Here is a 21,347-nt window from a genome sequence, read left to right as displayed (position 1 = left end):
ACATTGATAACCGTATATAATGATTTTGTGTAAAAATTCGTACCGCCTACGGGGAGGTGGATGCCGCTTGTACCACAGATTGCTTCGCTTGACCGACCGGATGGAGCGCAGCCGCGTTTTTTCATCCGTGCGCAAGGGCCTGCTGATGCTTGTGCCCATACTGGTCACCGGTTCGGTCGCGTTGATGTTGCGCAGCCTGCCCGTCCCCGCTTTGCAGGAGGCGCTGCAACAGGCCGCGGGCGGTTTCTTTCTGCGCCTGCTCGATCTGATCTACGACGCCACCCTCGGGCTGATCTCGATCTATCTGCTCTGCGGCGTCAGCTATGCCTATGCTTCCGCGCTGGACCAGACCCGCGACGATTCCTTCCGCCTGCTGGCGGTCATCGCCTCGCTCGGCTGCTTTATCGCGTTTTTTGGCGCGCCCGCGGGCGAATTCCCCTTTTCCGCGTGCAGCGCGACCAGCCTGTTCAGCGCCATGCTGTGCGCGATCTTGGGCGTGCGGCTGTTCCATGCGTTTACCGCCTACCTGCCGCACCGTTTCCGCTCCTACGCCCCGGGGGCCGATCTGCATTTCCGCATCTCGGTATCGATGATCGTTCCGCTGGCGCTGTGCATCACGGTATTCGCGCTGGCGGCGCTCGTGCTGCAGCTTGTGACCGGCCAGCCCGATCTCAACACCCTGCTGGCCACCGCGATGGCGCGGGTCTTTGAATACCTGCCGGGCGAATTGGGCAGCGGCGTGCTATTTGTCACGCTGCTCGATCTGCTGTGGTTCTGCGGCATGCACGGCGGCAACGTGATGGAGCAGGTGGCGCAGGTCTACTTTATCCCCGCCGATTCCGCGCCGGACCTGATCGTCGGCAAGGCGTTTCTCGATAATTTCGCGCTCATGGGCGGCTGCGGCGCGACATTGTGCCTGCTGTTGGCGCTTTTACTGTTTTCCCGCGACAAGGACGACCGGCGGCTTGCCTGGTCCGCCGTTCCCTTTGCCATCTTTAATATGAACGAGCTGCTCGTGTTCGGCTTGCCGGTTATTTTGAATCCAGTCCTGCTGCTCCCCTTTCTGGCCGTGCCCATCCTATCCCTTGTGATCGCCTATGGGGCAACGGCGCTGGGCTTTCTGCCCATTGTGATGCACTCGGTCACTTGGACCACGCCCGCGCTGTTCAGCGGCTATATTGCCACGGGTTCCTTCCGGGGCGTTATCGTTCAACTGGTGATCCTGATCGCCGGGGTATTGCTCTACGCGCCTTTTATCCGTCTGTCCGAGCACATGCGCAAGGCGCGCGAGAATTCCTTGCTTGACGATTTTATCCACACCTTCTGGGACGAGCGGGATACGCCCGCCGCGGGCGGTTATCTGGGCCGGAACGACCGCACGGGCGTGATGGCCAACCAGCTTGTCAGCCAGCTCCGGCAGGATGTGGAACGCGGCGAAATCCCGGTTTACTATCAGCCGCAGGTAGACGAGCACGGCCGCATCGTCGGCGCGGAGGCGCTGCTGCGCTGGCAATACCACGGCCACGCCGTGGCCCCGCCGATCGCCGTCGCCCTCGCGCAGGAGGACGGGCTTTTCGACGGACTGACGCACCGCATTTTGGAAAGCGCGGCAAAAGCCGCCGCGCGTCTCCGTTTACGGCTGGGCAGTACGTTTCAGCTCTCCGTCAATGTCACGGCCGGGCAGATCGACGACCCCGCTTTTATCGCAGCCGTCATTAAACTGATTCAGCAATCGGGTCTGGGCCACTGCATCTGTTTGGAGATCACAGAGGAAGACGCGGTGGAACGGTACGACCGCATCGCCGCCCACCTTGACCGGCTGCGCGAAAGCGGCGTTGCGGCCGCGATCGATGATTTCAGTATGGGCCACACCTCGCTCAAATATCTGCAAAACAACGCGTTTCGCTTCGTCAAGCTGGATGGCTCACTCGTCCGCAGCCTGCCGGACAGCCCCCGCTCACAGGAGATCGTACGCTCGCTGATCGATCTGGGCCGGGATCTCGGCTTTGAGGTCGTTGCGGAATACGTGGAAAACGAGACGCTTCACACCCTGCTGCTGAGTCTTGGCTGTCGGCGCTTTCAAGGCTACCTTTTCAGCCCCGCGATCCCGGCGGACGATCTGATGCGATTATAAAAAAACAAAAAAAAGCGGTGCAGACTTTCGTCTCTGCCTGACAAGGATGTTTTCCAATTTTAAGATTTGCCACAGGATATTTCGGTATCCTGTGGCTTTTCTGTTTTAGACCTGCCCTACAAAATTGAAGTACACGTCAATCTGCTGGGTGTAATTCTTCTTTTTCCACGGCTCGCTTCGTTCATGCACCACGATTTTCTCAATGAACTCCCGCACGATTTCCGGCGTCAGTTCTTGAATCTCCGTGTACCGCTGTACCACCTTGAGAAAGCGGTCTGCATTCAGCATTCGCTCTTTCTCCGTGTTGATTTCCTGTTCCAGCATTTCACTGCGGATTGTCAGCTCCTGTTTTTCTTCCTCGTAACCGCCCGTCAGCGCCTTAAACTGAGTTTCCGAAAGGTTCGCCAACGCAAGCTGTTCAAAGGCGGCGCGGAACAGCTTTTCTAAATCCGCAAGCCGTTTCTGCGTCCTGTCCAATTCTTTGACTTTGGCAGACAATTCCTTTTTGAGCTGGCTGCTGTGCTTGTCCATCGCCCGCCGGAGGAATTCCTCGGTGTGCTCCCGCGCTTCCTGCGTAACCCGCTGAATCTCCGCCAGCACGATTTCGTGCAGTGCCATGACCTTGACGGTGTGCGGGGTACAGTCCTCTTTATGTCCGTGGTAAGTGCCGCAGGTATATGTATACTGGCTTTCGTTCCAGCTTCCGCACCGGCAGAAGTACTGCCGTTTTCCGCAGTCCGCACAGTAGACCATACCGGACAGCAGATCCATCTCGCCCATTTTATTGGGACGGCGTTTACCCGCCCGTACCTTCTGCACAATCTCCCATGTTTCCATGTCGATCAGCGGCTCGTGGGTATGCTCAAAGCGGAGCTGCTTTTCCGGGGGATTCCGCTTGCTTTTCTTGCTCTTGAAGGATGGACTGTAACTGCGACAGTTGATGGTGTTGCCGATGTACTCCTCCCGTTCCAAAATGTCCGCCACGGTAGAGCCGCACCAATTATAAGGCTTATTCTCATTCAGATTGGTATGGCGGACGCCGTTAGTGCGAAACTCATAAACAGTGGGCGTCAGGATTTGGTCAGCCCTCAATATCCGTGCAATTTTGTCAGGGCCAAGTCCGCTGGCGCACAGGGCAAAAATTCGCCGCACCACAGGCGCGGTGTCCTCATTGGGAATAATCTGCTTACGGCTTTCCGGTTTTTTTCGATAGCCGTAAGGCGCCTTTGTGCCGATGCGTTCCCCACGCCGCGCCGCCGCCATGATGACCGCCTTGACTTTCTTGCTGGTGTCTCTGGCATGCCACTCGTTAAAAAGATCGCGGACGGCCACACTGTCATCCACGCCGTTCAGCGTGTCCACGTTGTCGTTAATGGCAATGTAACGGACATTGTAGCTTGCAAAGGTTTCTTCCAACAGGATACCCACCACAAGGCGGTTTCTGCCCAGCCGGGAATGGTCTTTCACAAGGATGGTAGAGACATTCCCCGCTTCCACCTGTTCCATCATAGCTTTGTAGCCGGGGCGGTCGAACGTGACTCCGGAATAGCCGTCGTCCACAAAAAACTGTGGGTTGGGAAAGCCGTTGGCATTGGCATATTCCATTAAAATTTGCTTTTGGTGCTGGATGCTGCCGGACTCTCCGGCATATTCGTCCTCTTGACTTAAACGGCAGTAGAGAGCCGTGATATTGCCGCCGTCGGTTCGCCGGTCGTTTTGCTGTACCATTCTAAAACTCCTTTCCTCTGTACAGCCAAAACGATTCGGGTAAATTGTATGTCCTTATTTTACCCGGAATCGCTTTGCGCGTCCAGACATTTTTCACTCTCTACGCCGTCTCTGTGTCTCTATCTATTAAACGGGCGACCTTATCTGTGGCGGTCATACCGCCTTGCTCCTTATAATGAGCAGTTACCAAATATGTCGCCCCGCCGATTTCAAATTTACGCTTCTTTTCGTTTCCTTCGGCAATCTTCTTTTGTAACACCCTTTCAGATTGGCCGAATTTGTCCATGCAATTCCTCCTCTCTGTTTTAGTTGTCCGCTTGCAGATGCGCCAGACGGCAGACGGTTTCGCCGTCCGTGAGGAATTCGTTCAGCGTGCTGTTGCTCTGTTTCATGTATTCGGTTCCCAGTGTTCCCGCTTGCTCCGCCATGCGGACAAAATCCGCAAGGCTGTCGAGGCCGCCCATTTCCATCAGCACCTTGATCAGCAGGAAGTATCCGGCTGCGGACACCTTTCCACTTTTTAACAAATTTCTATTGATTTTCGGCATATGCTCCTCGAATGTCTGATTGACCGCCGCGCGAATGTCCTCAATGTGGTAGACAGACGTAAACTCCTGCCGGACGATACCGGCGATAAAGTCGATGTTTTGCTCATAGCTATGGATTTTCAGCCCTTCTTCAATAAAGTGGCGCAGCAGCTCCGCCACGGTCTGATGCCGGGAGATGGCCAGCCTTTTAATCTCATCGGCGGTCTGTTCCGGCACTTTAACATTTAATTGGATCGTCTGAAATGGTTTCATTTTCCACCTCTTTCCGGGTTATTCAAAAGGGTTCTCAAAAGGTTCCGTGAAACTGCTCTGATTTCCGTTGCAGGCTTTGCCTGCATGCCGTTTTGGTGGGGAATGACATTCCCCTATTCCTGCCTTAACTTCAAACCTTGCGGTTTGGCGTTCAGTCTCCTGCCGCAAGCGGCAGAACGGTCGCTTCGCTCCTGTCATAAAGCATCCCGTTTATTCCTCCTATCCCGGCAAATATAAAAAGCCTGACAGACCAGACGCTTAATGCGCCGGGTGTGTCAGGCTTTGCTTCTATTCGTTTCACTTCTTGTGGTGGGGCCTTTTCTGCCGTGGTTTCAGAATAACAGGTACGCGCGCTTTTGTCAAGCTGTGACAGCGAATGTCAGGGGACGTAATTTGTGAATGTTTTTTACCCCTTGAACGACTCAATCTAACGGTTTAGAAAAGTGTAAAAGTAAGTATACTTTATTAAAAATATATATTGTGCTTTCTAAATACCCCAATCTCTACTTATCATTTGCAATTGTACCATATGGGGATAAATCTTACCTGTGTTCATCAGCTCCTCCGGCGTTCCCTGTTCGACAACGGAACCGTCTGAAAGTACAACTACTTTATCCGCGCCGCTTACGGTACGCATACGGTGTGCGATAACAAGTACAGTCTTATCCTTTATCAACCTTGACAAAGCAGCCTGTATCAATGTTTCGTTTTCCACATCAAGGCTTGCCGTTGCTTCATCAAGTAAGATGATGGGGGAATTTTTGAGAAAAGCGCGGGCGATTGAAATACGCTGCCGTTCACCGCCAGACAGCTCGCAGCCGTTTTCACCAATCATACTGTTGTAACCGTCCGGGAGCTTTACCGCAAATTCATCACAATTTGCCAGTTTCGCCGCCGCAATCACTTCTTCGTCGGTCGCGTCCTTTCTGCCTATTCTGATATTCTCCATGATTGTGTTGTTAAACAGCGTCACGTCTTGAAATACGATAGAATACAGCGACAATAATGTTTCCGGTTCTATTTTCGATATATCCATACCGCCGACCGTAATTTTGCCTTTATTTATATCCCAAAACCGCGCAGCAAGGCGTGACACCGTAGTTTTACCGCCGCCGGACGGCCCGACTAAGGCGGTAACTTCTCCCTGTTTTGCCGTAAAGGACACGTCTTTCAATACGGTTTCCCCGGTATTATAAGCAAATCCTACATGGTCGAACACAATATCATAGCCTTTATTTGTTACCTCGTTGCTGCCTGTCTGGATAGGCTGGTCAAGGATTTCGTTCATGCGGTTTATGTTCGTTTTGGTGGAAATTACCGCGGCAAGATTTTGCAATGCACCCTCAAGCGGGGCATACAGCCTTGAAGCCACAAGCAAAAACATAAAGAACAGCGGAATAGTAATCTCCCCGCGAATGAGCAGCGCGGAACCCACAAGGGCAACCGTGGCAATTCCAAACTTTAATACCAACGTCGAGGAAACAACAAAGAGGGCAGTCCCAAACTCCGAAATGATGTGCCGTTTTTCCACAGCATCAATTTTTTTGCCAAGCCCTTTGAGATAATTTTCTTCCGCGTTATTCGCCTTTAAGTCTTGTAAACTTTCGATGCACTCCTGCACACCGCTTTCCAACGCAACATTTGCCGCTACGGATTTTCGGGTGAAATATTCTTGTATGCGGGCCGAGAAAAACGTGATCGCAAATGCAATGGGCAACACCCAAACAGCCGCAAGAGCCATACGCCAATCGTAAGCAAACAAGCAAATCGCAATCAGCGTTGTTGAAATAAGAGAACCTGCCAAACCGGGTACATAATGAGAGAATGCCGTTTCAAGAGTGGCGCAGTCACCCATTATGGAATTTGTCAAATCGGCAAGGTCTTTTTTCCCAAAGAAAGACAAGGGAATTTTGCGGAGCTGCTCCGCTAACGAAATGCGTCTTACCCCGCTTTCCACATAAGTCGCTAAATAGGTGGCGTTATACTGAAACCAAGTTACAACAAAGATAAGGGCAAGGCAGACCAAAGCGCCAACCCCATAGAAAGCAATGCGGCTTCCATTTACGCTCCCCTTCATGGTATCAATGACAAAGTAATAGAGCAGCCCAACAGGAAGCATAAAGGATATATCCTGTGCAACACAAGCAATACAGCCTTTTATCAAATCGACAGCCCCCTGTCTTGATAACGCAAAGCGTCTTTGCAATGTCTTAATCATGCGTTTACCCCCTTTGCAATTTTCCATTCTGCCGCTTCGGAATAATTCCTCCACATTTTTGTAAATATTCCGTTTTTCTCTATCAACTTGCCATGTGTGCCGCTTTCGACAATCTTACCGTCTTGCAGTACATAAATGCAATCCGCGTCTATGATTGACGACAGCCTGTGTGCAATCATAATAACCGTTTTTCCCTTTGAGAGAGCGGATAAAGCCTGTTGTATGCGTACCTCATTGTCGGGGTCGGCAAACGCTGTCGCTTCATCAAGAATTAAGATAGGCGCATTTTTCAAAATCGCGCGGGCAATCGCTATTCTTTGCTGTTCGCCGCCGGACAGGTACACGCCGCTTGTGCCGACAACCGTATCCATGCCATTCGGTAATTTTTCAATAATATCCAAGCATTGTGCAGCTTCCAGAGCATGGGCGATTTCTTCGCGTGTGGCATTCGGTTTTGCCATACGCACGTTTTCCAAAATAGATGCTTTGATAAGGCGGCTATTTTGAAATACAAAAGATACCTTATTCATCAATGTTTCTTTCGGAATGTCGCGTAAGTCGATGTTGCCGATCAGTATGCGTCCTTTTTGCGGATCAAAAAATCTTGTCACAATATTCGCAAGGGTTGTTTTGCCGCCGCCGGACGCGCCTACCAGCGCTATCACCTGCCCCGGTTCGATCCGTAATGACACATCATTTAATGCGTTTTTCTTATCGTCATAACTGTAACTGATGTGTTCCAAGGTGATCCCATTGTCATTCGGCACATTGTTCACTTGACTTTCAGATAACGGTTTTTCATTCAGCACCTCATCGATCCTGTTCAATGCGTCATCTACAATCATTGCATCCTCAGTCATAAACATAATTTTTGTGAGTGTCGTACCAATGACAGGAGTAATCACAATGTAGAAGATAAGGTTCAGCAGCAATTCATTCGTTACGCCGCTCCTTGTAAAAAGAATCCCCCCGGCAATCAAAAACGCGAACACACCATTGATTGCAGTCGTATAAAACATCATGGGCAGACGCAGTCCCTTTGTGTATGTAATCACCCATTTTTCGTAATTGTCGATTGCGTCTTTGAAGCGTTTGAAAGAAAAGATTGTCTGCCCGAAAGTCTTTACTACGGGTACACCCCTTACATACTCAACAGCTTCATTTGACATATCAGAAAGTGAGTTTTGGTACTGTTCCATTCTCTGCGCCATGTCTTTTCCGGTCATTTTCATCATAATGAGAAAACCTAGCACAACGGGAACAAGGCTCAAAAGCCCTAACCGCCAATCAAACGCAAGCAGTAAAACGAGCAGTCCAATGGGCGTTGCAATCGCCCCCGCTTTGTCGGGCAGTCTGTGTGCAAGATACGTTTCCGTAGCAGCGCTGGAACTGTTGACGATGCGCCGCAGCTTCCCGCTTCCATACTTTTCTGTCACTCCAAGAGGCAGGGCTGTAATATGACGCATAAGCGTTTTTCGGATATTGGCGGCAACTCGAAACGCGCTTATGTGGGAACACATCAGACCTGCGATATAGATGACAATAGAGAGTACCGCAAACAATACGGCAGACCAGCCGTATCCTGTGACATTCTCCGCCTGTGAGAAGTCCGGGGACACTTCCAGTATGTCGTGAACGATACGCCATATATACCAAAATGGCACAAGAGCCAACAGCGCACTCATGACTGACAGTATCCATGAAAGATAGGTCAATATCTTATGCCCTCCGGCATAACCCATTAACCGTGATAAGTTAGACTGTTTTTTCATTGAAAAAAAACCTCCTTAATTTTTTGTGTATGATAAACCGCAAATATCCAATTTGATAGTTAGCATTAACTAACTCATGTGTAAAAATTATAGGGCTTATTGCCCCATAATTTTCATCCATCCGGCGGTGTAAAAAGTTCTCATTTCTTTTAGATAATGCTTTGCTTCTTCAATCGGCATTTCATGTATAATCAATTCAAAAAAAGTGTTGAACATTCCTGTAATCAAGATATGCTCTAACCGTTTATCAATCGAGGGAACCGGTCTACCTAATCTTTCAAGCACCTTGAAATAGTCGTGTGTTGCATTTGTTTCTATTTCAACCATTTCGTCAATCAACTTTGAAAAGCGCGTTCCCTCGGAACAGCAAAGAATGAGCTTAAATTCATCCAAATGATCATAGGCGTACAAGAGCATTTCATACATACACTCGCCGGAAGTAGTGGTAAGATTGTCTGGCTGTTCCTCTGGTGGAATTTCTGCAAATTCTCTTTGCGCCTTGCAAAAGCAATCCAACAAAAAGCTGTAATGTTCACCTGCCAGTGCTTCAAATAAATCTTCCTTGCTGTCATAGTAGCCATAGAACGCGCCCGTTGTCACACCCGCCGTTTTAACAATATTCCGCAAGGACGCAGATTTGAAACCTTTTTCAAGAAATTCCTGCATGGCGGCTGAAAGAATTAGATGTAGAGTTGTCTGGTCCGCTTCGCTCATTATATCATCTCCTTTCATATAACGCCGTTATATATCACCGTTATATGATACGGCAAGTCAAGAAGTTTGTCAATATCCCTATCAAAAATTTTATGAATCTCGTAAATTCCTGCAATCTCAGTTCTGTGTTCCAGGCGCTCCTTGACGGCGGCGTGAAAATATTGTCTGCGACATCGAAATTAAAAGGTAAATATACTTTTTGTTAAAAATGTCCTTTGCAAATTTGTATGAAATCCAGTATAATAAATCCATAACGAGTGGCACACGTGCGTAAATCCAGTTGCGTGTGTCACTCGTTTTATATTTTTTAGGAATGGAGGGACAGTGGTATGAAACGGGTAAAAGCCGCCTGCATTTGTCAGACACTTCATTTTATGCTGAAGGAAGATGTTGGTCATGACTATGCTATGCAACAAGTAAAAGAAGAAGTTGCTCAGTATCAGAAATCCTTGGAGCACAAGCATACCCAGTATAAAATCGTTGAGCAGACAGAACAGTCGGATGGTTCTATCATAGTTAAAGTAATCAAGCAATACAATTCCAGCCCGGTCGGTGATTATTTGGGGTAAAAAATTAAATATAAGACAAGCGTGTAGCCCTGCGGCGTAAATCCAGCCAACACAGGTTTACACGCTATTTTTTTGTAAAAGGAGGATGATTCCAATGGATAAAGAATCAAATCAGCTCTTAGGGTGCGAACCCATAGGCAAGCTAATGCAAAAATATGCGGTTCCCTGCATTATCTCCCTGCTTGTGGGTGCGCTTTATAACATCGTTGACCAGATATTCATTGCAAACGCAGCTTATTTAGGTTCCTACGGCAATGCGGCAAATACCGTAGTATTTCCGCTGACGGTTGTCGCTTTGGCTCTCGCTGTAATGATTGGCGATGGCTGCTGTGCGTTTGTCAGTATTCAGCTAGGCAAGAACGAAACTGCAAATGCGAAGAAAAGCGTGGGCAACGCAGTTGTTATGGTTGTTGCAATCAGCCTGATTCTGACCGCCCTATATCTCGTTTTTGCCGACGGCATTATTGCCATGTTCGGTGGCACAGTGAATGCCGACACCTTTCATCATTCACAGGTATACTTCTTTTATATCACCATCGGAATTCCTTTTTATATGTTTGGCCAAGCCATGAATCCCATCATTCGTGCGGATGGGAACCCTAAATTCGCCATGATTTCTACGCTGGCTGGGGCGGTCTTAAACATCATTCTTGACCCCATTTTTATTTTTACATTCCGCTGGGGCATGATGGGCGCAGCGATTGCCACCGTATTAGGGCAAGCCGTTACTGCTATTCTTGCTGTGTGGTATCTGCTTAATATGAAAATTATCAGGCCGCAAAAAAAGGATTACAGGCTGTGCGGCAGCATTTGCGGCAGGACGCTGGTGCTTGGCATTACCAGCTTTCTATCCCAGATCAGCCTTGTAGCGGCTATGGCGGCTATCAATAATATGATTCGCAAATACAGCGTATTGGATATTGTATTTGGGCAAGAGCAATACGCACAGATCCCAATGGCGGTAGTGGGCATCGTCATGAAATTTTTTCAGATTGTCATTTCTATCGTGGTAGGTATGGCGGCAGGCTGCATTCCCATCGTGGGATTTAACATGGGCGCCGGACACAAGCTGCGTGTGAAAGAATTGTTCACCAAACTTTTGACGGCGGAGGCATTGGTGGGCGCTATTGCGCTGGCTATGGTGGAATTTTTCCCCCACCAGTTAATTGCTATTTTCGGCGCTGCAAATGAAAGTATATATTACACAGATTTTGCCGTCAGAGCCTTTCGTATTTATCTCTGCATGATGATTTTTGCTTGTATCAACAAAGCGTGCTTTATCTATTTGCAGGCAATGGGCAAGGCGCTGGAATCCACATTGCTCTCTATGGTGCGCGAGGTAGTGTTTGGCGTAGGCTTCGCACTCCTGCTCCCACTTTTCTTTGGATTGGATGGTGTATTGTATTCCATGCCGTTGTCGGATTTACTCACATTTGTTGTGGCTGCAATTTTGATTCGCAGCATCTATAAAGAACTGAATGGAGGAAAAATAATATGAAAAACAGAATCATTACCATCAGCCGGGAATTCGGCAGCGGTGGGCGCACGATTGGAAAAGAAGTGGCTGACATGTTGGGAATTCCCTGCTATGACAGCGAGTTGATTCATCAGATCGCACAGGAAAGCGGTTTTGCAGATAGCTATGTAAAAGATACCAGCGAGGACGCAAAAGTGACAGTCATGGGGTTTGCGCTTACGCCGCGTACTTTTGGAAAGACCAATGATGACTACTTATGGGAGGTTCAGGAAAAAGTGATTTCGGAGTTAGCCGAAAAGGGTCCCTGTGTGATTGTAGGACGCTGTGCGGATTACATTTTGCGGGAAACGGCAGACTGCCTGACAGTTTTCATCCATGCAAATATGAACTACCGCGCCAAGCGTATTGTCGAAATTTATGGTGAACGAGCGGAATCCCCTGAACATCGGTTGAAAGAAAAAGACAAACGCCGTGCGGCATATTATCGGTTTTATACCGATATGAAGTGGGGCTATGCACAAAACTATCATATTTCACTGGATAGCGGGATACTGGGTATTGAAAAGTGTGTTGATATTCTTCAAAAACTATTTTAAGAATACATAATCAATAATTCCACATGGATTCCTAATGAATTCCACAGTATTTCCAATGTCAGGGTGCATAATAAAGACACTGCAAAGAGCAGAATAATTTGAAAGCAGGTAAAGAATATGAAAACAAAACTTAGGATGGCAACCGTAGCATTAACAGCACTTACCATCGCGGCTTCTGTCGGTACAACGGCATTCGCCGCAGAACCCACTGCTTCCTACGGCTATCTGACTGGGCAGCAAAACAACGCCGGCCGACATGCACAGTTTGAAGAAGCCGCAGGCTTTACGTCAGACGCAGATCGGGAAGCCTTTTTTGAGGCACAGGGAATCGGTGGCGATGGCCCTTACAGCACGGCACAGCATATAGAAGCCGAGGAACTTGTAAAGGCTGGCATTATCGACCAGTCAACAGCGGATGAAATCACGACCGCCGCCGCCCAAAAGCATGTTGATCTTCATGCCAAGTATGCCAGCAAGTCCGATATGACACCGGAAGAACTTCATACCTTTTATGAGAGTTTCAAGTCAGACGGTTTTGATGGCGATTCGGTCAGCGAACTTCTGAATAACGGAGTTATTACACAGGAACAGACTGATGCAATCAACGGGTATCTTTCCAGATAGCCAATAAGCATAACAGACCGGTGCAGCATTGGCCACGCCGGTCTGTTGTCGCATATCAAATTCTGTCAAATTGAGAAGATGCCCATTTTCTGATATAATATTTGCTAAATAGTACAGAAAAGGAGGTATCTGCGATGATAAAAATTCTTGTTGTAGATGATGAACCTGATATTTACCAGCTTATTAAAAGATTTGCAGAGCATGATGGTTATGAAGCGATAGGAGCTTCTGATGGGTTAGAGGCGATTACACTTTGCCATAACAATCATTTTGATATCATTATTATGGATGTCATGATGCCAGATATGGACGGATTCACTGCTTGTAAAGAAATCCACAAAGAAAAAGATATTCCCATACTAATGCTGTCAGCCCGCGGTGCAGAGTATGACAAGTTACTTGGTTTCGAAGTGGGTGTGGACGATTATGTAGTTAAGCCGTTTTCTCCTAAAGAATTAATGGCACGGGTAAAAGTCATTGTAAATCGTCACAAATCACAAGACCGAACACAAACTGAAATCATGCTGGCAGGCTTACGAATAGACACGTTAGGACGGAATGTATTTGTGGACGGCACAAAGACGGAACTAACTGCCAAGGAATACGACTTATTAATGTATTTTGTTGAGAATAAAGGAATTGCGCTCTCCAGAAATCAAATTTTGAACGCTGTATGGGGGTACGAATACTACGGCGATGATCGTACCGTAGACTGGCAGATTAAACTATTGCGGAATAAGCTGGGGACCTATAGAGGTTGGATTGTAACGCTGCGAGGGGTGGGATATAAATTTGAAGCTGAATCGTAAATCTTTTGGTGTAAAATTGTGGCTTTATTTCGTTGGCTTCGCAGCAATTATTTTTGCGGCTTTATGGCTGCTGCAAACTGTATTCCTGCAAAGTTTTTATAATAGCATGGCAATACACAATATAAAACAGGTCGCTTTACAGATAGCCGAACAGCAGGATAGCGATGTTTTGGATAGCTTGATTGAAGATTATGCGTTGGAATATTCCCTGCTGATCTTCCTGACTGATTGGAATGGCAATGTTATATATAGTGCAGACGAACACAGTTCTGTTTACGAAAAACATCAAAATTGGAATATTGAAAACAACAGCGGAGGCAACCCTTATCGGAATTCCGATGAACCTATGAATTGGCAGATTGGGGCATATCGTAATCTGCCACAAAATTATTCTGATTTTTTAGAACAGTTATCCTCTAGCCAAGATGGAACGATAGGATTTCCAACAGAAAATAATACGGCTTATGTTTATGGAATGGTGCTGCCGGATTCCGTACAATTTGGCAGTGAGAAAGCCGTTTTATATATTAGTATGCAGCTTGGAGCGGTTGGCGCGACGACCAGTATTTTACGCATACAACTTATTTGGGTAACATTCGTATCTTTTGTTATTGGGTTTATAATTGCATATTTTTTATCCAGACAATTTTCCAGACCGATATTTGCTATTTCAACACAAGCAAAACGCATGGTAACAGGAGAATTTGTGGGCGATTATGAGAGAGGCTTTTGTCAGGAACTTGATAATCTATCGGCCACACTGGAAGAAACTACGGCTGCTTTGCAGCAATTGGAAAACGCACGGCGGGAACTGCTGGCCAATGTATCCCATGACTTGCGGACGCCGCTAACCATGATAAAGGGCTATGCCGAAATGATTCGCGATATTTCATGGAACGATGAAAGCAGGCGGGATGATGATTTAGCTATTATCATTAGAGAGGCTGATAGACTGACAGGACTTGTCAATGACATATTAGAATACTCAGCTATGCAGTCACGTAATTTATCTGTTGAATTTGAAAGCCTTGACTTAAGTTCTATTGTGCAGTGCGTTGCAGAACAATTTATACCCCTATGTGAACAAAGCGATTGTGAAATCAAAATTTCGCTTGAACCCAGACAATGGGTAAACGGCAACGAGAAACTGCTTAAACGTGTATTATATAACCTAATTGACAACGCAGTCAGTCATTCTGGAAATAATAAAATTTATGTTTCATTACGGAAGGCTGGCCTTGGTGTCCGGGTAGAAATTCGTGATTTTGGGCCGGGTATTCCAGAGGAGGAATTGCCCTATATTTGGGATAGATATTTCACATCAAAAAACCGGAGAAGTGATATAAACAAATCTGGGCTGGGACTAGCCATTACCAAATCAATTTTATTGATGTTGGAAGCTGATTTCGGTGTAGATAGTAAACTTGGACAAGGCAGTATTTTCTGGTTTGAACTGAAAAAAGTAACACCAGAGCCAAAAGCGGAAGAAGGTAGGATGAAAAAGTGATGAAAATAAGTTACGCTATTCAACAAATGATTTCTTTTTACAAAGGTAACATTCATGATATCGACCATCAAATTTTATTGGAGATATATTATTTGATAAATGTGGGATAAACTTGCAAATCCAAAGAGACTGTCTATGATGCAATGGTACGGTTATTAAGACGAATATCGGGAGAGAACTATTGTCCTCCATGTTTTTGCACGAATATGGAAGTATATAGATAAAATCAATTTCAAACATTTCTATTGGTTCCCCTCCTACTCCATGAAATACCTAACATAAGTTGTACACTAAGAGAGGAGGATTGAAAGGGTATATGGAACTGGATATCGCATTCACGATCTAAATTAAGAAGCTGTGCCGCTCGATTCTTGTTTCGAGCGACACAGCTTCTTTTTACACATAAATCAGTTCTGTTTTTACAATTTCATCGGCAACGGCCTGTGCCTGCTCCGAGATACGAATACGCTCCAGCGCATCCTCCTCCGGCATGGGGTGCTGTTTTAGATAATCGACGCGAATGCGTTCCGAAAGTTCAAATGCGCGCATATCCACCGCAGCACAATGCTCTGCCAGCTTTCCTGTGAAAAGCAATTCCCGGTACATTTCCTGCTTGAATCCGTGAAGATACTCCAAGCGCAAGTGTCCGTACTTTCCAAGATTTTTTAGCAGCTCGCTGCCCTCAACCTCAATGTTCGGGTAAAGTAATCCGTCAATTTCGATATACTCCAAATCCATGATAGCCATAAGCGGCCTCCTTGATAAAATGATTTACAATTTACCAGTTTCGTTTCAGCTGTTTGCCTTAACTTACTTGTTTCTCGTAAACATCCTTATCAAAGAGACCGCTTACGTTTGCGCCGCTTTTTTGTGTGCTGTTGCATTTTTCATCCAAAGCTTTCTTTTAGGGAAGCGATCCATGTTTCGATCGACTCGGCCAGCGCCAGCTGCTGCCGCAAAACCGCCATGCCGGTTTCGGGGACCTCCGGCGCGTTTTCTTTGCTATGCAGGTTTTCCTCCAAATAGGATTTCAGCGTTTTCACATTGCTTTCGATATCCGTTAGGCACGCCGCTTGCTGATCCGGCGGCAGACTGGCTAAATTGACGATGACCGCGTTGAAATCCAAAAAAATTTGAATGGGCTTCGCCGAAATTTCAAGCATCAAGCTTTCAAATTCCTTTTGTCCCGCATCGGTCAAAGAATAAACGGCCTTCTCGGCCATTTTTCCTTCTTTCACCGTTTCGCTTTTGACAAGCCCCTTCTCTTCCAACTGAAGCACTTTTTTATAAATGGACGGGGTACTGATCTTCACCCACCGCGATATATTCCGATATTCCACTAATTTCTGAATATCATAGGCGCTGAGCGCTTCTTTTTTTAACATGCCCAGTACGATTAAATCGATGGTCGCCATAACAAGCTCCTTTTCCGCCCTTGACATTTGCTATAAATTATAGTAGTATAGGCACCGTGATCACAAATGCTATAATTTATAGTACTATAAACCGCGACTCGTGTCAAGTGAAAGGAGCGTTCTGCATGAAGGAACATAATACAAAAATGGAACTGCTGGGCAGCGCGCCGATGCCCAAAGCGCTTTTGGCGCTCGGCCTGCCCACCATGATCGGAATGATGATAAACGCGCTGTACAATTTGGCGGATGCGTACTTTGTCGGCGGTCTGGGTACCGATCCCATGGGCGCGATCACCGTGGCCTATCCGCTCGGACAGGTCGTTGTAGGCTTGGGGCTGCTGTTCGGCAACGGCGCGGCCTCCTACCTATCCCGGCTGCTCGGCAAGGGAGACAAGGAAAACGCAAACAAGGTGGCCAGCACCGCCCTATACAGCAGCATTGCCGTTGGCGCGGCCGTGATCGTTTGCGCGCTTGTTTTTCTTGGTCCCCTTTTAAGGCGCATGGGTACGATTGACAGCGTTATGCCTTATGCCGTCGCCTATACCCGCATTTATATCGCCGGCTCCCTCTTCAATGTGTTCAATGTTACCATGAATAATATCGTATCGAGCGAAGGCGCGGCCAAAACAACGATGTTCGTCCTGCTGACAGGGGCGGTGCTGAATGTGATATTGGACCCTATTTTTATCTACGGGCTGGATCTGGGCATCACCGGCGCCGCCATGGCCACGGCGCTTTCGCAGTTCGTTTCCACGCTGGTCTATCTCGGCTATATCCGAAGCAAAAAAAGCGTTTTTCGTTTCCGTATCGCGGACTGCCGGTTTTCCAGCGAAATCCTATCCGAAATTTTGAAGATCGGCATTCCCACGCTGGCGTTTCAGGTGCTCACGAGCCTTTCCATCTCCATGATCAACAACGGCGCGATGCACTACGGCGGCTCCGCCCTTGCTGCGATGGGACCTGTCACCAAGATCATGTCCGTGGGCAGTTTGATGGTATTCGGCTTTTTAAAAGGCTTGCAACCGATCGCCGGTTATAGCTACGGCTCCAAACGGTTTGACCGCTTACACGAAGCGATCAAAACCTCTATCATTTGGTCCACGGTATTTTGCGCGGTCTTTGGCCTTCTGGCCGCTCTATGCGCTGCGCCGGTCATGGCGCAGTTTACAAGAGACGATATGGAAATGATCCGCATCGGCCGGACGGCCCTGCGGGCAAATGGCCTATCCTTTGTGCTGTTTGGTTTCTACACGGTGTATTCCTCTCTTTTCCTTGCGCTGGGCAAAGCGAAGGAGGGCTGTTTTCTTGGCGCATGCAGGCAGGGGCTTTGCTTTGTGCCCGTCATGCTGCTTTTGCCAAGGCTCTTCGGTCTGCACGGCATCCTTTATGCACAGCCGGTCGCGGATGTGCTATCCGCAGTGATCGCGGTGTGGATGGCCGCGCGGCTGCGCAGAGAGCTGAAACAGCCGCTTCTGCCGGCGCAAGCCTAAACGAAAACACAAAAACGGGCGACCGTAGGCCGCCCGTTTTCGATGCTTTTCACGGATTTAAAACATGATCAAAATTTTCTCGCTGAAAAAGTAGCCAAAGGAAATCAGCACCGTGTTCCAAACCGCGATGCCCGCCGCGGACCAGCCGATAAACCATTTGACCGGCATGCGCAGCAGCCCCGCGGGGATGGATACAATGGTACGCAGCACGGGCACGATGCGGCAGTAGGCCAACCCTCTGCCCCGGTGCATTTCAATAAAATCGTTGCACCGTGCGACAAAAGAGTTGAATTTTTTACTCTTGCCAAACAGCTTGCGCATGATCGGCTCGCCGCCCCAGTAGCACAGCGCGTAGATCACCAGACTGCCCAACAAGCCGAAAACGATGGACAACGCGATCGTCAGCAACAGCGACAGCTCGCTCTGCGCGATCAGCACGCCAACGCACGGCATAATAATGCCCGCCGGGAAACCGGGCAAATTCATATATTCGCAAAACATCACCGCGCAGACTAAGATCAGGCCGTATTGGTGAAACAGCGCAAAAAATTGATCTGCCGTCATACCGTCTTGAACCTTCTTCCAACCTATATCAGGTAAATTCCTAATTCCTAATTCCAGTATAGCAAGCGGCCCCCGCCTAGACAAGTGGCAGGGGCCGTAATTGACAGATTATTTACAAAAGGAACACTGCGGCCGCCCAGATCAGGCAGCTCACCGCCGCGCCGAGCGCAAAAGCCGCCAGCACCTGCCATAGCCGGTAGCGCCGCCGAGGCCGCCGCACCGTGCCCGCGACCAGATACCGGTCCGCGATCCGGCAGGCTTCGCGCAGCACCTCGCCCTGCGACACCGTGTGATCGCGCACTAAAAAAATCGCCTGCTCAAACAGAGCACGGTTGTCCGGCTCCACCACGACCACACGCCGGCTCACACCTTTGACCATAACGGAATACCTCCCTTTTATGGGAAGTATCACCGCGCAGGCCTTGTTTTAAACCAAATCGACCGCGTGAAAATCAGTTTTTCTCAATACGCAGCACCAGCGCCGTCCGGTCGTCATCCGTGCCGCGTCCGCGCGCCTCGGTCACCAAATGGGCGGCCAGCTCCTTTGCGCCTTCGCTCGCGTGCTTTTGCAGGGTCTCCAGCACCCATCCGTCATCCACGCCGTCCGATACGCCGTCGGACAGCATCACGAACAGATCGCCATGACCCAGACGCAGCGGCACGGTCTCGGAGTGTCCATCCTCCTCCGCCAAACCGATGGGCAGGGTCTTCGTATCCAGCTTGGTCCAGCGCCCACCGATCCGCAGGTAGGACGGCGCCGCGCCGCACTTGAGGCTTTCCGCTTTGCCGGTGAATAGGTCGACGGTCAGGGTGTCGAGCGTGATGAAGCGCATGCCCGCCGAGCGCAGGCGAAACGCGGGAGATACCGCTTTCAGCGCGTCCACCGGCGTGATGCCCGCGCGGAGAAAGCGCTCCATCGAAGAAAGCAGGGTGCGGCTGTCCTGCGCGGCGGCCGCGCCCGTGCCCATACCGTCCGCGAGTAAGAGGCAGGCCACGCCGTCGTCGGTCAGGAAATAACAGCCGCTGTCGCCCGAGACCGCGGAGCCTTCCTTTTGCTGCCGCCCCGCGCCCACGACCGCGCGAAAGGGCGCGCGCTCACGCATCACAAGACGCGTGCCAAGCTCGTCCTCCACCCTTTTGGGCGCGGTCAGGCCCACGCCGAGCAGCGCGGACAGGCCGGCCGAAAAGCCGCCGGACTGCTTTTCCACATCGCCGATGCCCTCGCCGTACAGTTCAACCACCATGCGCCCGCTCGCGTCGCGCAGCACGCTCACCCGGTCGATCCAGCCGAAGGCGGCGGCATAGCGGCGTACCTGCCGCTCCCGCATGGGCTGGGCGGTGTAGTCCTGCGTCGCTTCGGCGCTCACTTGGCGCAGGATATCCGTGATGCCCGCGTATTGTCGCGCCAGCAGGTTCTGGTTTTCCGCTTCCTGCTGCTTTAGGCTTTGCCGTTCTCGCAGGGCAAACAGCGCGCTGTTGATCGCGCGCATCAATTCGGGCAGGCGCACGCAGCGCGAGGCGAAATGATAGGGAAAATCCGAAAGCTCGGCCCGGCCCCGTTTGAGCATGGGCTGGGTCACATCGTTTAAAGCGGCAAGCGTGGTCACATAATCGCGCTGCCAGCACTGCGAACAAAGCACGCAATTTTTGCATACCCGGTCGCTCGCACGGTCAAATACCGCATGTACATTCTGGTCACCCGCCGCTTTTCCGGCGGATACGCCGGTGAGCATGGCGAGATAAAGCTCGTAAAACGCCTGCGCCACCTCGCTCGCGCACTGTCCCGCTGAACGGCGCACGCGCTTTTGCGCGGCCTCGCCCAGCAGCGTATCAGGCAGCAGCGTTTGCCGCAGCGCGTTCCAGACAAAGCTTGGCAGAGCGGCGAAAAACGCCACCGCGCAGATCAATTCAATCAGCATGGGCACAAACAGCACGCTGTCCGCGCCCAGCATCGCGGCGCAGATTCCCGCGCCCAGCGCGGTCAACGCATACGGGGCGCGGCCGTTTTCGCGAAACAGGCCCGCGACCAACGCGCACAGTCCGTAGCAGCAGGTAAACAGCGCCCCCTGCCCAACCGACAAATCCATTGCCGCGCCAAAGGCCACGCCCGCCGCCGCGCCGCTCGCCGGGCCGCCGAGGTAGCCGGCCGCCAGCACCGTAAGCAGCGCCAGCACCCGCGCCGGCGCAAGTAAGCTGAAAAAGTCCAGATCAGCCAGCGAGAGCAGCACGGTCGCGGTCAGCGCCAGCAATGTGGCCGGCCTTCGCCAATCGCTTTCCTCGCGCGGCGGCGATAGCGCCACACCGTACGCCCAGCACGCGGCGAAGGTAAGCCCCTGCGCGGCCACGAAAGTAAAGATCGCCGCCGTGTTGAGCGCCTGCCCGACAGGCAGGAACACAAAGGTGCACGCCGCGCCCGCCAGCGCCGCCACCGTGGAGGCGAACCAGCGCTTTTGCACGCATTTTAATCCGCCGCACACATTGACCACGCATAATACGAGCAGCGCCGCCGCCGCGTATACCGCGCTGCGCGTGCCGCCTTGCAGCAGCATCGCGCCGAAGAACACGCCGCCGATCGCGGAAAGCCCTGCCCCGCGCACCATCAGCGCGGCGGCCATGGCCAGTCCGAAAGGGGCATATCCGCCGAGCACGGTGCCGCGCGAGAGTACCGCGCAGAGCGCGAACCGTTCTATTCCGCGCAGCAAGAAGCGCAGCCGTTCCTCTGAAAAAGCCTGCGCGAAGAGCGCCGCCGCCCGCCCCACTGCCTGCGGCGCCGATCGTTTGGTTTTCTGCTTGTCCATGTTCGTGATGCCTCCCTTGTTTTTCCAGTATAGCGCGGCAACGGCGCGTTCTTTGCCGGAAAATGGAAGCGGAAATGACAATATTCCTGTTTTTTACTGGACACGAAATATTTTTTATGCACCTTTTCAAAT

19 protein-coding genes are annotated in these 21,347 nt (G+C 50.0%); 8 read left to right on the top strand and 11 right to left on the bottom strand.

The window, feature by feature from the left end; translation table 11 throughout:
• Window positions 1-67 precede the first annotated feature (67 nt).
• Window positions 68-2,134: a PTS sugar transporter subunit IIC/EAL domain-containing protein gene (locus NE562_RS11265; protein WP_280962522.1), complete on the top strand. Its 2,067-nt coding sequence runs from the start codon at window positions 68-70 to the stop codon at window positions 2,132-2,134.
• A gap of 105 nt (window positions 2,135-2,239) precedes the next feature.
• On the opposite strand, the gene NE562_RS11260 is transcribed toward NE562_RS11265, so the two are convergent.
• From NE562_RS11260 to NE562_RS11235, 6 genes are all read right to left on the bottom strand, one after another.
• Window positions 2,240-3,862, bottom strand: coding sequence for a DUF4368 domain-containing protein (locus NE562_RS11260; RefSeq protein WP_280962521.1), 1,623 nt, complete (start codon window positions 3,860-3,862; stop codon window positions 2,240-2,242).
• Window positions 3,863-3,962: 100 nt separating this feature from the next.
• The gene (locus NE562_RS11255; RefSeq protein WP_280962520.1) at window positions 3,963-4,148 is read right to left on the bottom strand and encodes a transposon-encoded TnpW family protein; all 186 of its coding nucleotides are present in this window, start codon (window positions 4,146-4,148) and stop codon (window positions 3,963-3,965) included.
• A 19-nt stretch (window positions 4,149-4,167) separates the two neighbouring features.
• Window positions 4,168-4,662 (bottom strand): ribbon-helix-helix protein, CopG family, encoded by a 495-nt coding sequence (locus NE562_RS11250; protein WP_280962519.1) that lies wholly within the window; start codon window positions 4,660-4,662, stop codon window positions 4,168-4,170.
• 487 nt (window positions 4,663-5,149) lie between these two features.
• Complete coding sequence (locus NE562_RS11245) at window positions 5,150-6,880, bottom strand: ABC transporter ATP-binding protein (protein WP_280962518.1); 1,731 nt, start codon at window positions 6,878-6,880, stop codon at window positions 5,150-5,152.
• Entirely contained in the window at window positions 6,877-8,652 is a 1,776-nt protein-coding gene (locus NE562_RS11240) for an ABC transporter ATP-binding protein (protein WP_280962517.1), read from the bottom strand. Before NE562_RS11240 ends, NE562_RS11245 begins: the two co-directional genes overlap by 4 nt.
• Before the next feature lie 96 nt (window positions 8,653-8,748).
• Window positions 8,749-9,366, bottom strand: coding sequence for a TetR/AcrR family transcriptional regulator (locus tag NE562_RS11235; protein WP_280962516.1), 618 nt, complete (start codon window positions 9,364-9,366; stop codon window positions 8,749-8,751).
• 329 nt (window positions 9,367-9,695) lie between these two features.
• Here NE562_RS11235 and NE562_RS11230 point away from each other — a divergent pair, with 329 nt between their 5' ends.
• The 6 genes from NE562_RS11230 to NE562_RS11205 all read left to right on the top strand — a co-directional run bounded on the left by NE562_RS11230 (window position 9,696) and on the right by NE562_RS11205 (window position 14,948).
• Window positions 9,696-9,935 (top strand): hypothetical protein, encoded by a 240-nt coding sequence (locus NE562_RS11230; RefSeq protein ID WP_024726275.1) that lies wholly within the window; start codon window positions 9,696-9,698, stop codon window positions 9,933-9,935.
• A gap of 94 nt (window positions 9,936-10,029) precedes the next feature.
• Entirely contained in the window at window positions 10,030-11,433 is a 1,404-nt protein-coding gene (locus tag NE562_RS11225) for an MATE family efflux transporter (RefSeq protein WP_280962515.1), read from the top strand.
• Window positions 11,430-12,008: an AAA family ATPase gene (locus NE562_RS11220; protein ID WP_280962514.1), complete on the top strand. Its 579-nt coding sequence runs from the start codon at window positions 11,430-11,432 to the stop codon at window positions 12,006-12,008. The genes NE562_RS11225 and NE562_RS11220 overlap by 4 nt, the downstream gene beginning before the upstream one ends.
• A gap of 117 nt (window positions 12,009-12,125) precedes the next feature.
• Window positions 12,126-12,632 carry a hypothetical protein gene (locus tag NE562_RS11215; RefSeq protein WP_280962513.1) on the top strand — a complete coding sequence of 169 codons (507 nt, stop codon included), beginning with the start codon at window positions 12,126-12,128 and terminating at the stop codon, window positions 12,630-12,632.
• A 134-nt stretch (window positions 12,633-12,766) separates the two neighbouring features.
• The gene (locus NE562_RS11210; RefSeq protein ID WP_280962512.1) at window positions 12,767-13,441 is read left to right on the top strand and encodes a response regulator transcription factor; all 675 of its coding nucleotides are present in this window, start codon (window positions 12,767-12,769) and stop codon (window positions 13,439-13,441) included.
• Window positions 13,425-14,948 (top strand): sensor histidine kinase, encoded by a 1,524-nt coding sequence (locus NE562_RS11205; RefSeq protein ID WP_280962511.1) that lies wholly within the window; start codon window positions 13,425-13,427, stop codon window positions 14,946-14,948. Before NE562_RS11210 ends, NE562_RS11205 begins: the two co-directional genes overlap by 17 nt.
• Before the next feature lie 396 nt (window positions 14,949-15,344).
• Here NE562_RS11205 and NE562_RS11200 read toward each other — a convergent pair whose 3' ends face one another.
• Both NE562_RS11200 and NE562_RS11195 read right to left on the bottom strand, forming a co-directional pair.
• A complete protein-coding gene (locus NE562_RS11200) occupies window positions 15,345-15,695 on the bottom strand; it encodes a TnpV protein (protein WP_280962510.1) in 351 nt (116 codons plus the stop codon).
• 140 nt (window positions 15,696-15,835) lie between these two features.
• Window positions 15,836-16,363 carry a PadR family transcriptional regulator gene (locus NE562_RS11195; protein ID WP_280962509.1) on the bottom strand — a complete coding sequence of 176 codons (528 nt, stop codon included), beginning with the start codon at window positions 16,361-16,363 and terminating at the stop codon, window positions 15,836-15,838.
• Window positions 16,364-16,488: 125 nt separating this feature from the next.
• On the opposite strand from NE562_RS11195, the gene NE562_RS11190 reads away from it, so the two are divergent.
• Complete coding sequence (locus NE562_RS11190; protein ID WP_280962508.1) at window positions 16,489-17,853, top strand: MATE family efflux transporter; 1,365 nt, start codon at window positions 16,489-16,491, stop codon at window positions 17,851-17,853.
• 57 nt (window positions 17,854-17,910) lie between these two features.
• Here the strand turns inward: NE562_RS11190 and NE562_RS11185 are convergent, their stop codons facing one another.
• From NE562_RS11185 to NE562_RS11175, 3 genes are all read right to left on the bottom strand, one after another.
• Complete coding sequence (locus tag NE562_RS11185; RefSeq protein ID WP_280962507.1) at window positions 17,911-18,417, bottom strand: DedA family protein; 507 nt, start codon at window positions 18,415-18,417, stop codon at window positions 17,911-17,913.
• Window positions 18,418-18,529: 112 nt separating this feature from the next.
• Entirely contained in the window at window positions 18,530-18,796 is a 267-nt protein-coding gene (locus NE562_RS11180) for a translation initiation factor 2 (protein WP_280962506.1), read from the bottom strand.
• Window positions 18,797-18,869: 73 nt separating this feature from the next.
• Window positions 18,870-21,215 carry a SpoIIE family protein phosphatase gene (locus NE562_RS11175; RefSeq protein ID WP_280962505.1) on the bottom strand — a complete coding sequence of 782 codons (2,346 nt, stop codon included), beginning with the start codon at window positions 21,213-21,215 and terminating at the stop codon, window positions 18,870-18,872.
• Window positions 21,216-21,347 lie beyond the last annotated feature (132 nt).

Source organism: Butyricicoccus faecihominis, from assembly GCF_024462775.1.
GTDB classification, from domain to species: Bacteria; Bacillota; Clostridia; order Oscillospirales; family Butyricicoccaceae; genus Agathobaculum; species Agathobaculum faecihominis_A.
The sequence above is the reverse complement of the archived record's forward strand: the minus strand, read 5'-3'. Positions and strand labels throughout refer to the sequence as shown.

Excerpts from the sequence above, each read along its gene's own strand:
- NE562_RS11190 (WP_280962508.1), top strand. The coding sequence starts at position 16,489 with ATGAAGGAACATAATACAAAAATGGAACTGCTGGGCAGCGCGCCGATG.
- NE562_RS11180 (WP_280962506.1), bottom strand. The coding sequence starts at position 18,796 with ATGGTCAAAGGTGTGAGCCGGCGTGTGGTCGTGGTGGAGCCGGACAAC.
- NE562_RS11175 (WP_280962505.1), bottom strand. The coding sequence starts at position 21,215 with ATGGACAAGCAGAAAACCAAACGATCGGCGCCGCAGGCAGTGGGGCGG.
- NE562_RS11235 (WP_280962516.1), bottom strand. The coding sequence starts at position 9,366 with ATGAGCGAAGCGGACCAGACAACTCTACATCTAATTCTTTCAGCCGCC.
- NE562_RS11215 (WP_280962513.1), top strand. The coding sequence starts at position 12,126 with ATGAAAACAAAACTTAGGATGGCAACCGTAGCATTAACAGCACTTACC.
- NE562_RS11250 (WP_280962519.1), bottom strand. The coding sequence starts at position 4,662 with ATGAAACCATTTCAGACGATCCAATTAAATGTTAAAGTGCCGGAACAG.
- NE562_RS11185 (WP_280962507.1), bottom strand. The coding sequence starts at position 18,417 with ATGACGGCAGATCAATTTTTTGCGCTGTTTCACCAATACGGCCTGATC.
- NE562_RS11255 (WP_280962520.1), bottom strand. The coding sequence starts at position 4,148 with ATGGACAAATTCGGCCAATCTGAAAGGGTGTTACAAAAGAAGATTGCC.
- NE562_RS11245 (WP_280962518.1), bottom strand. The coding sequence starts at position 6,880 with ATGATTAAGACATTGCAAAGACGCTTTGCGTTATCAAGACAGGGGGCT.
- NE562_RS11240 (WP_280962517.1), bottom strand. The coding sequence starts at position 8,652 with ATGAAAAAACAGTCTAACTTATCACGGTTAATGGGTTATGCCGGAGGG.
- NE562_RS11260 (WP_280962521.1), bottom strand. The coding sequence starts at position 3,862 with ATGGTACAGCAAAACGACCGGCGAACCGACGGCGGCAATATCACGGCT.
- NE562_RS11210 (WP_280962512.1), top strand. The coding sequence starts at position 12,767 with ATGATAAAAATTCTTGTTGTAGATGATGAACCTGATATTTACCAGCTT.
- NE562_RS11225 (WP_280962515.1), top strand. The coding sequence starts at position 10,030 with ATGGATAAAGAATCAAATCAGCTCTTAGGGTGCGAACCCATAGGCAAG.
- NE562_RS11220 (WP_280962514.1), top strand. The coding sequence starts at position 11,430 with ATGAAAAACAGAATCATTACCATCAGCCGGGAATTCGGCAGCGGTGGG.
- NE562_RS11230 (WP_024726275.1), top strand. The coding sequence starts at position 9,696 with ATGAAACGGGTAAAAGCCGCCTGCATTTGTCAGACACTTCATTTTATG.
- NE562_RS11200 (WP_280962510.1), bottom strand. The coding sequence starts at position 15,695 with ATGGCTATCATGGATTTGGAGTATATCGAAATTGACGGATTACTTTAC.
- NE562_RS11195 (WP_280962509.1), bottom strand. The coding sequence starts at position 16,363 with ATGGCGACCATCGATTTAATCGTACTGGGCATGTTAAAAAAAGAAGCG.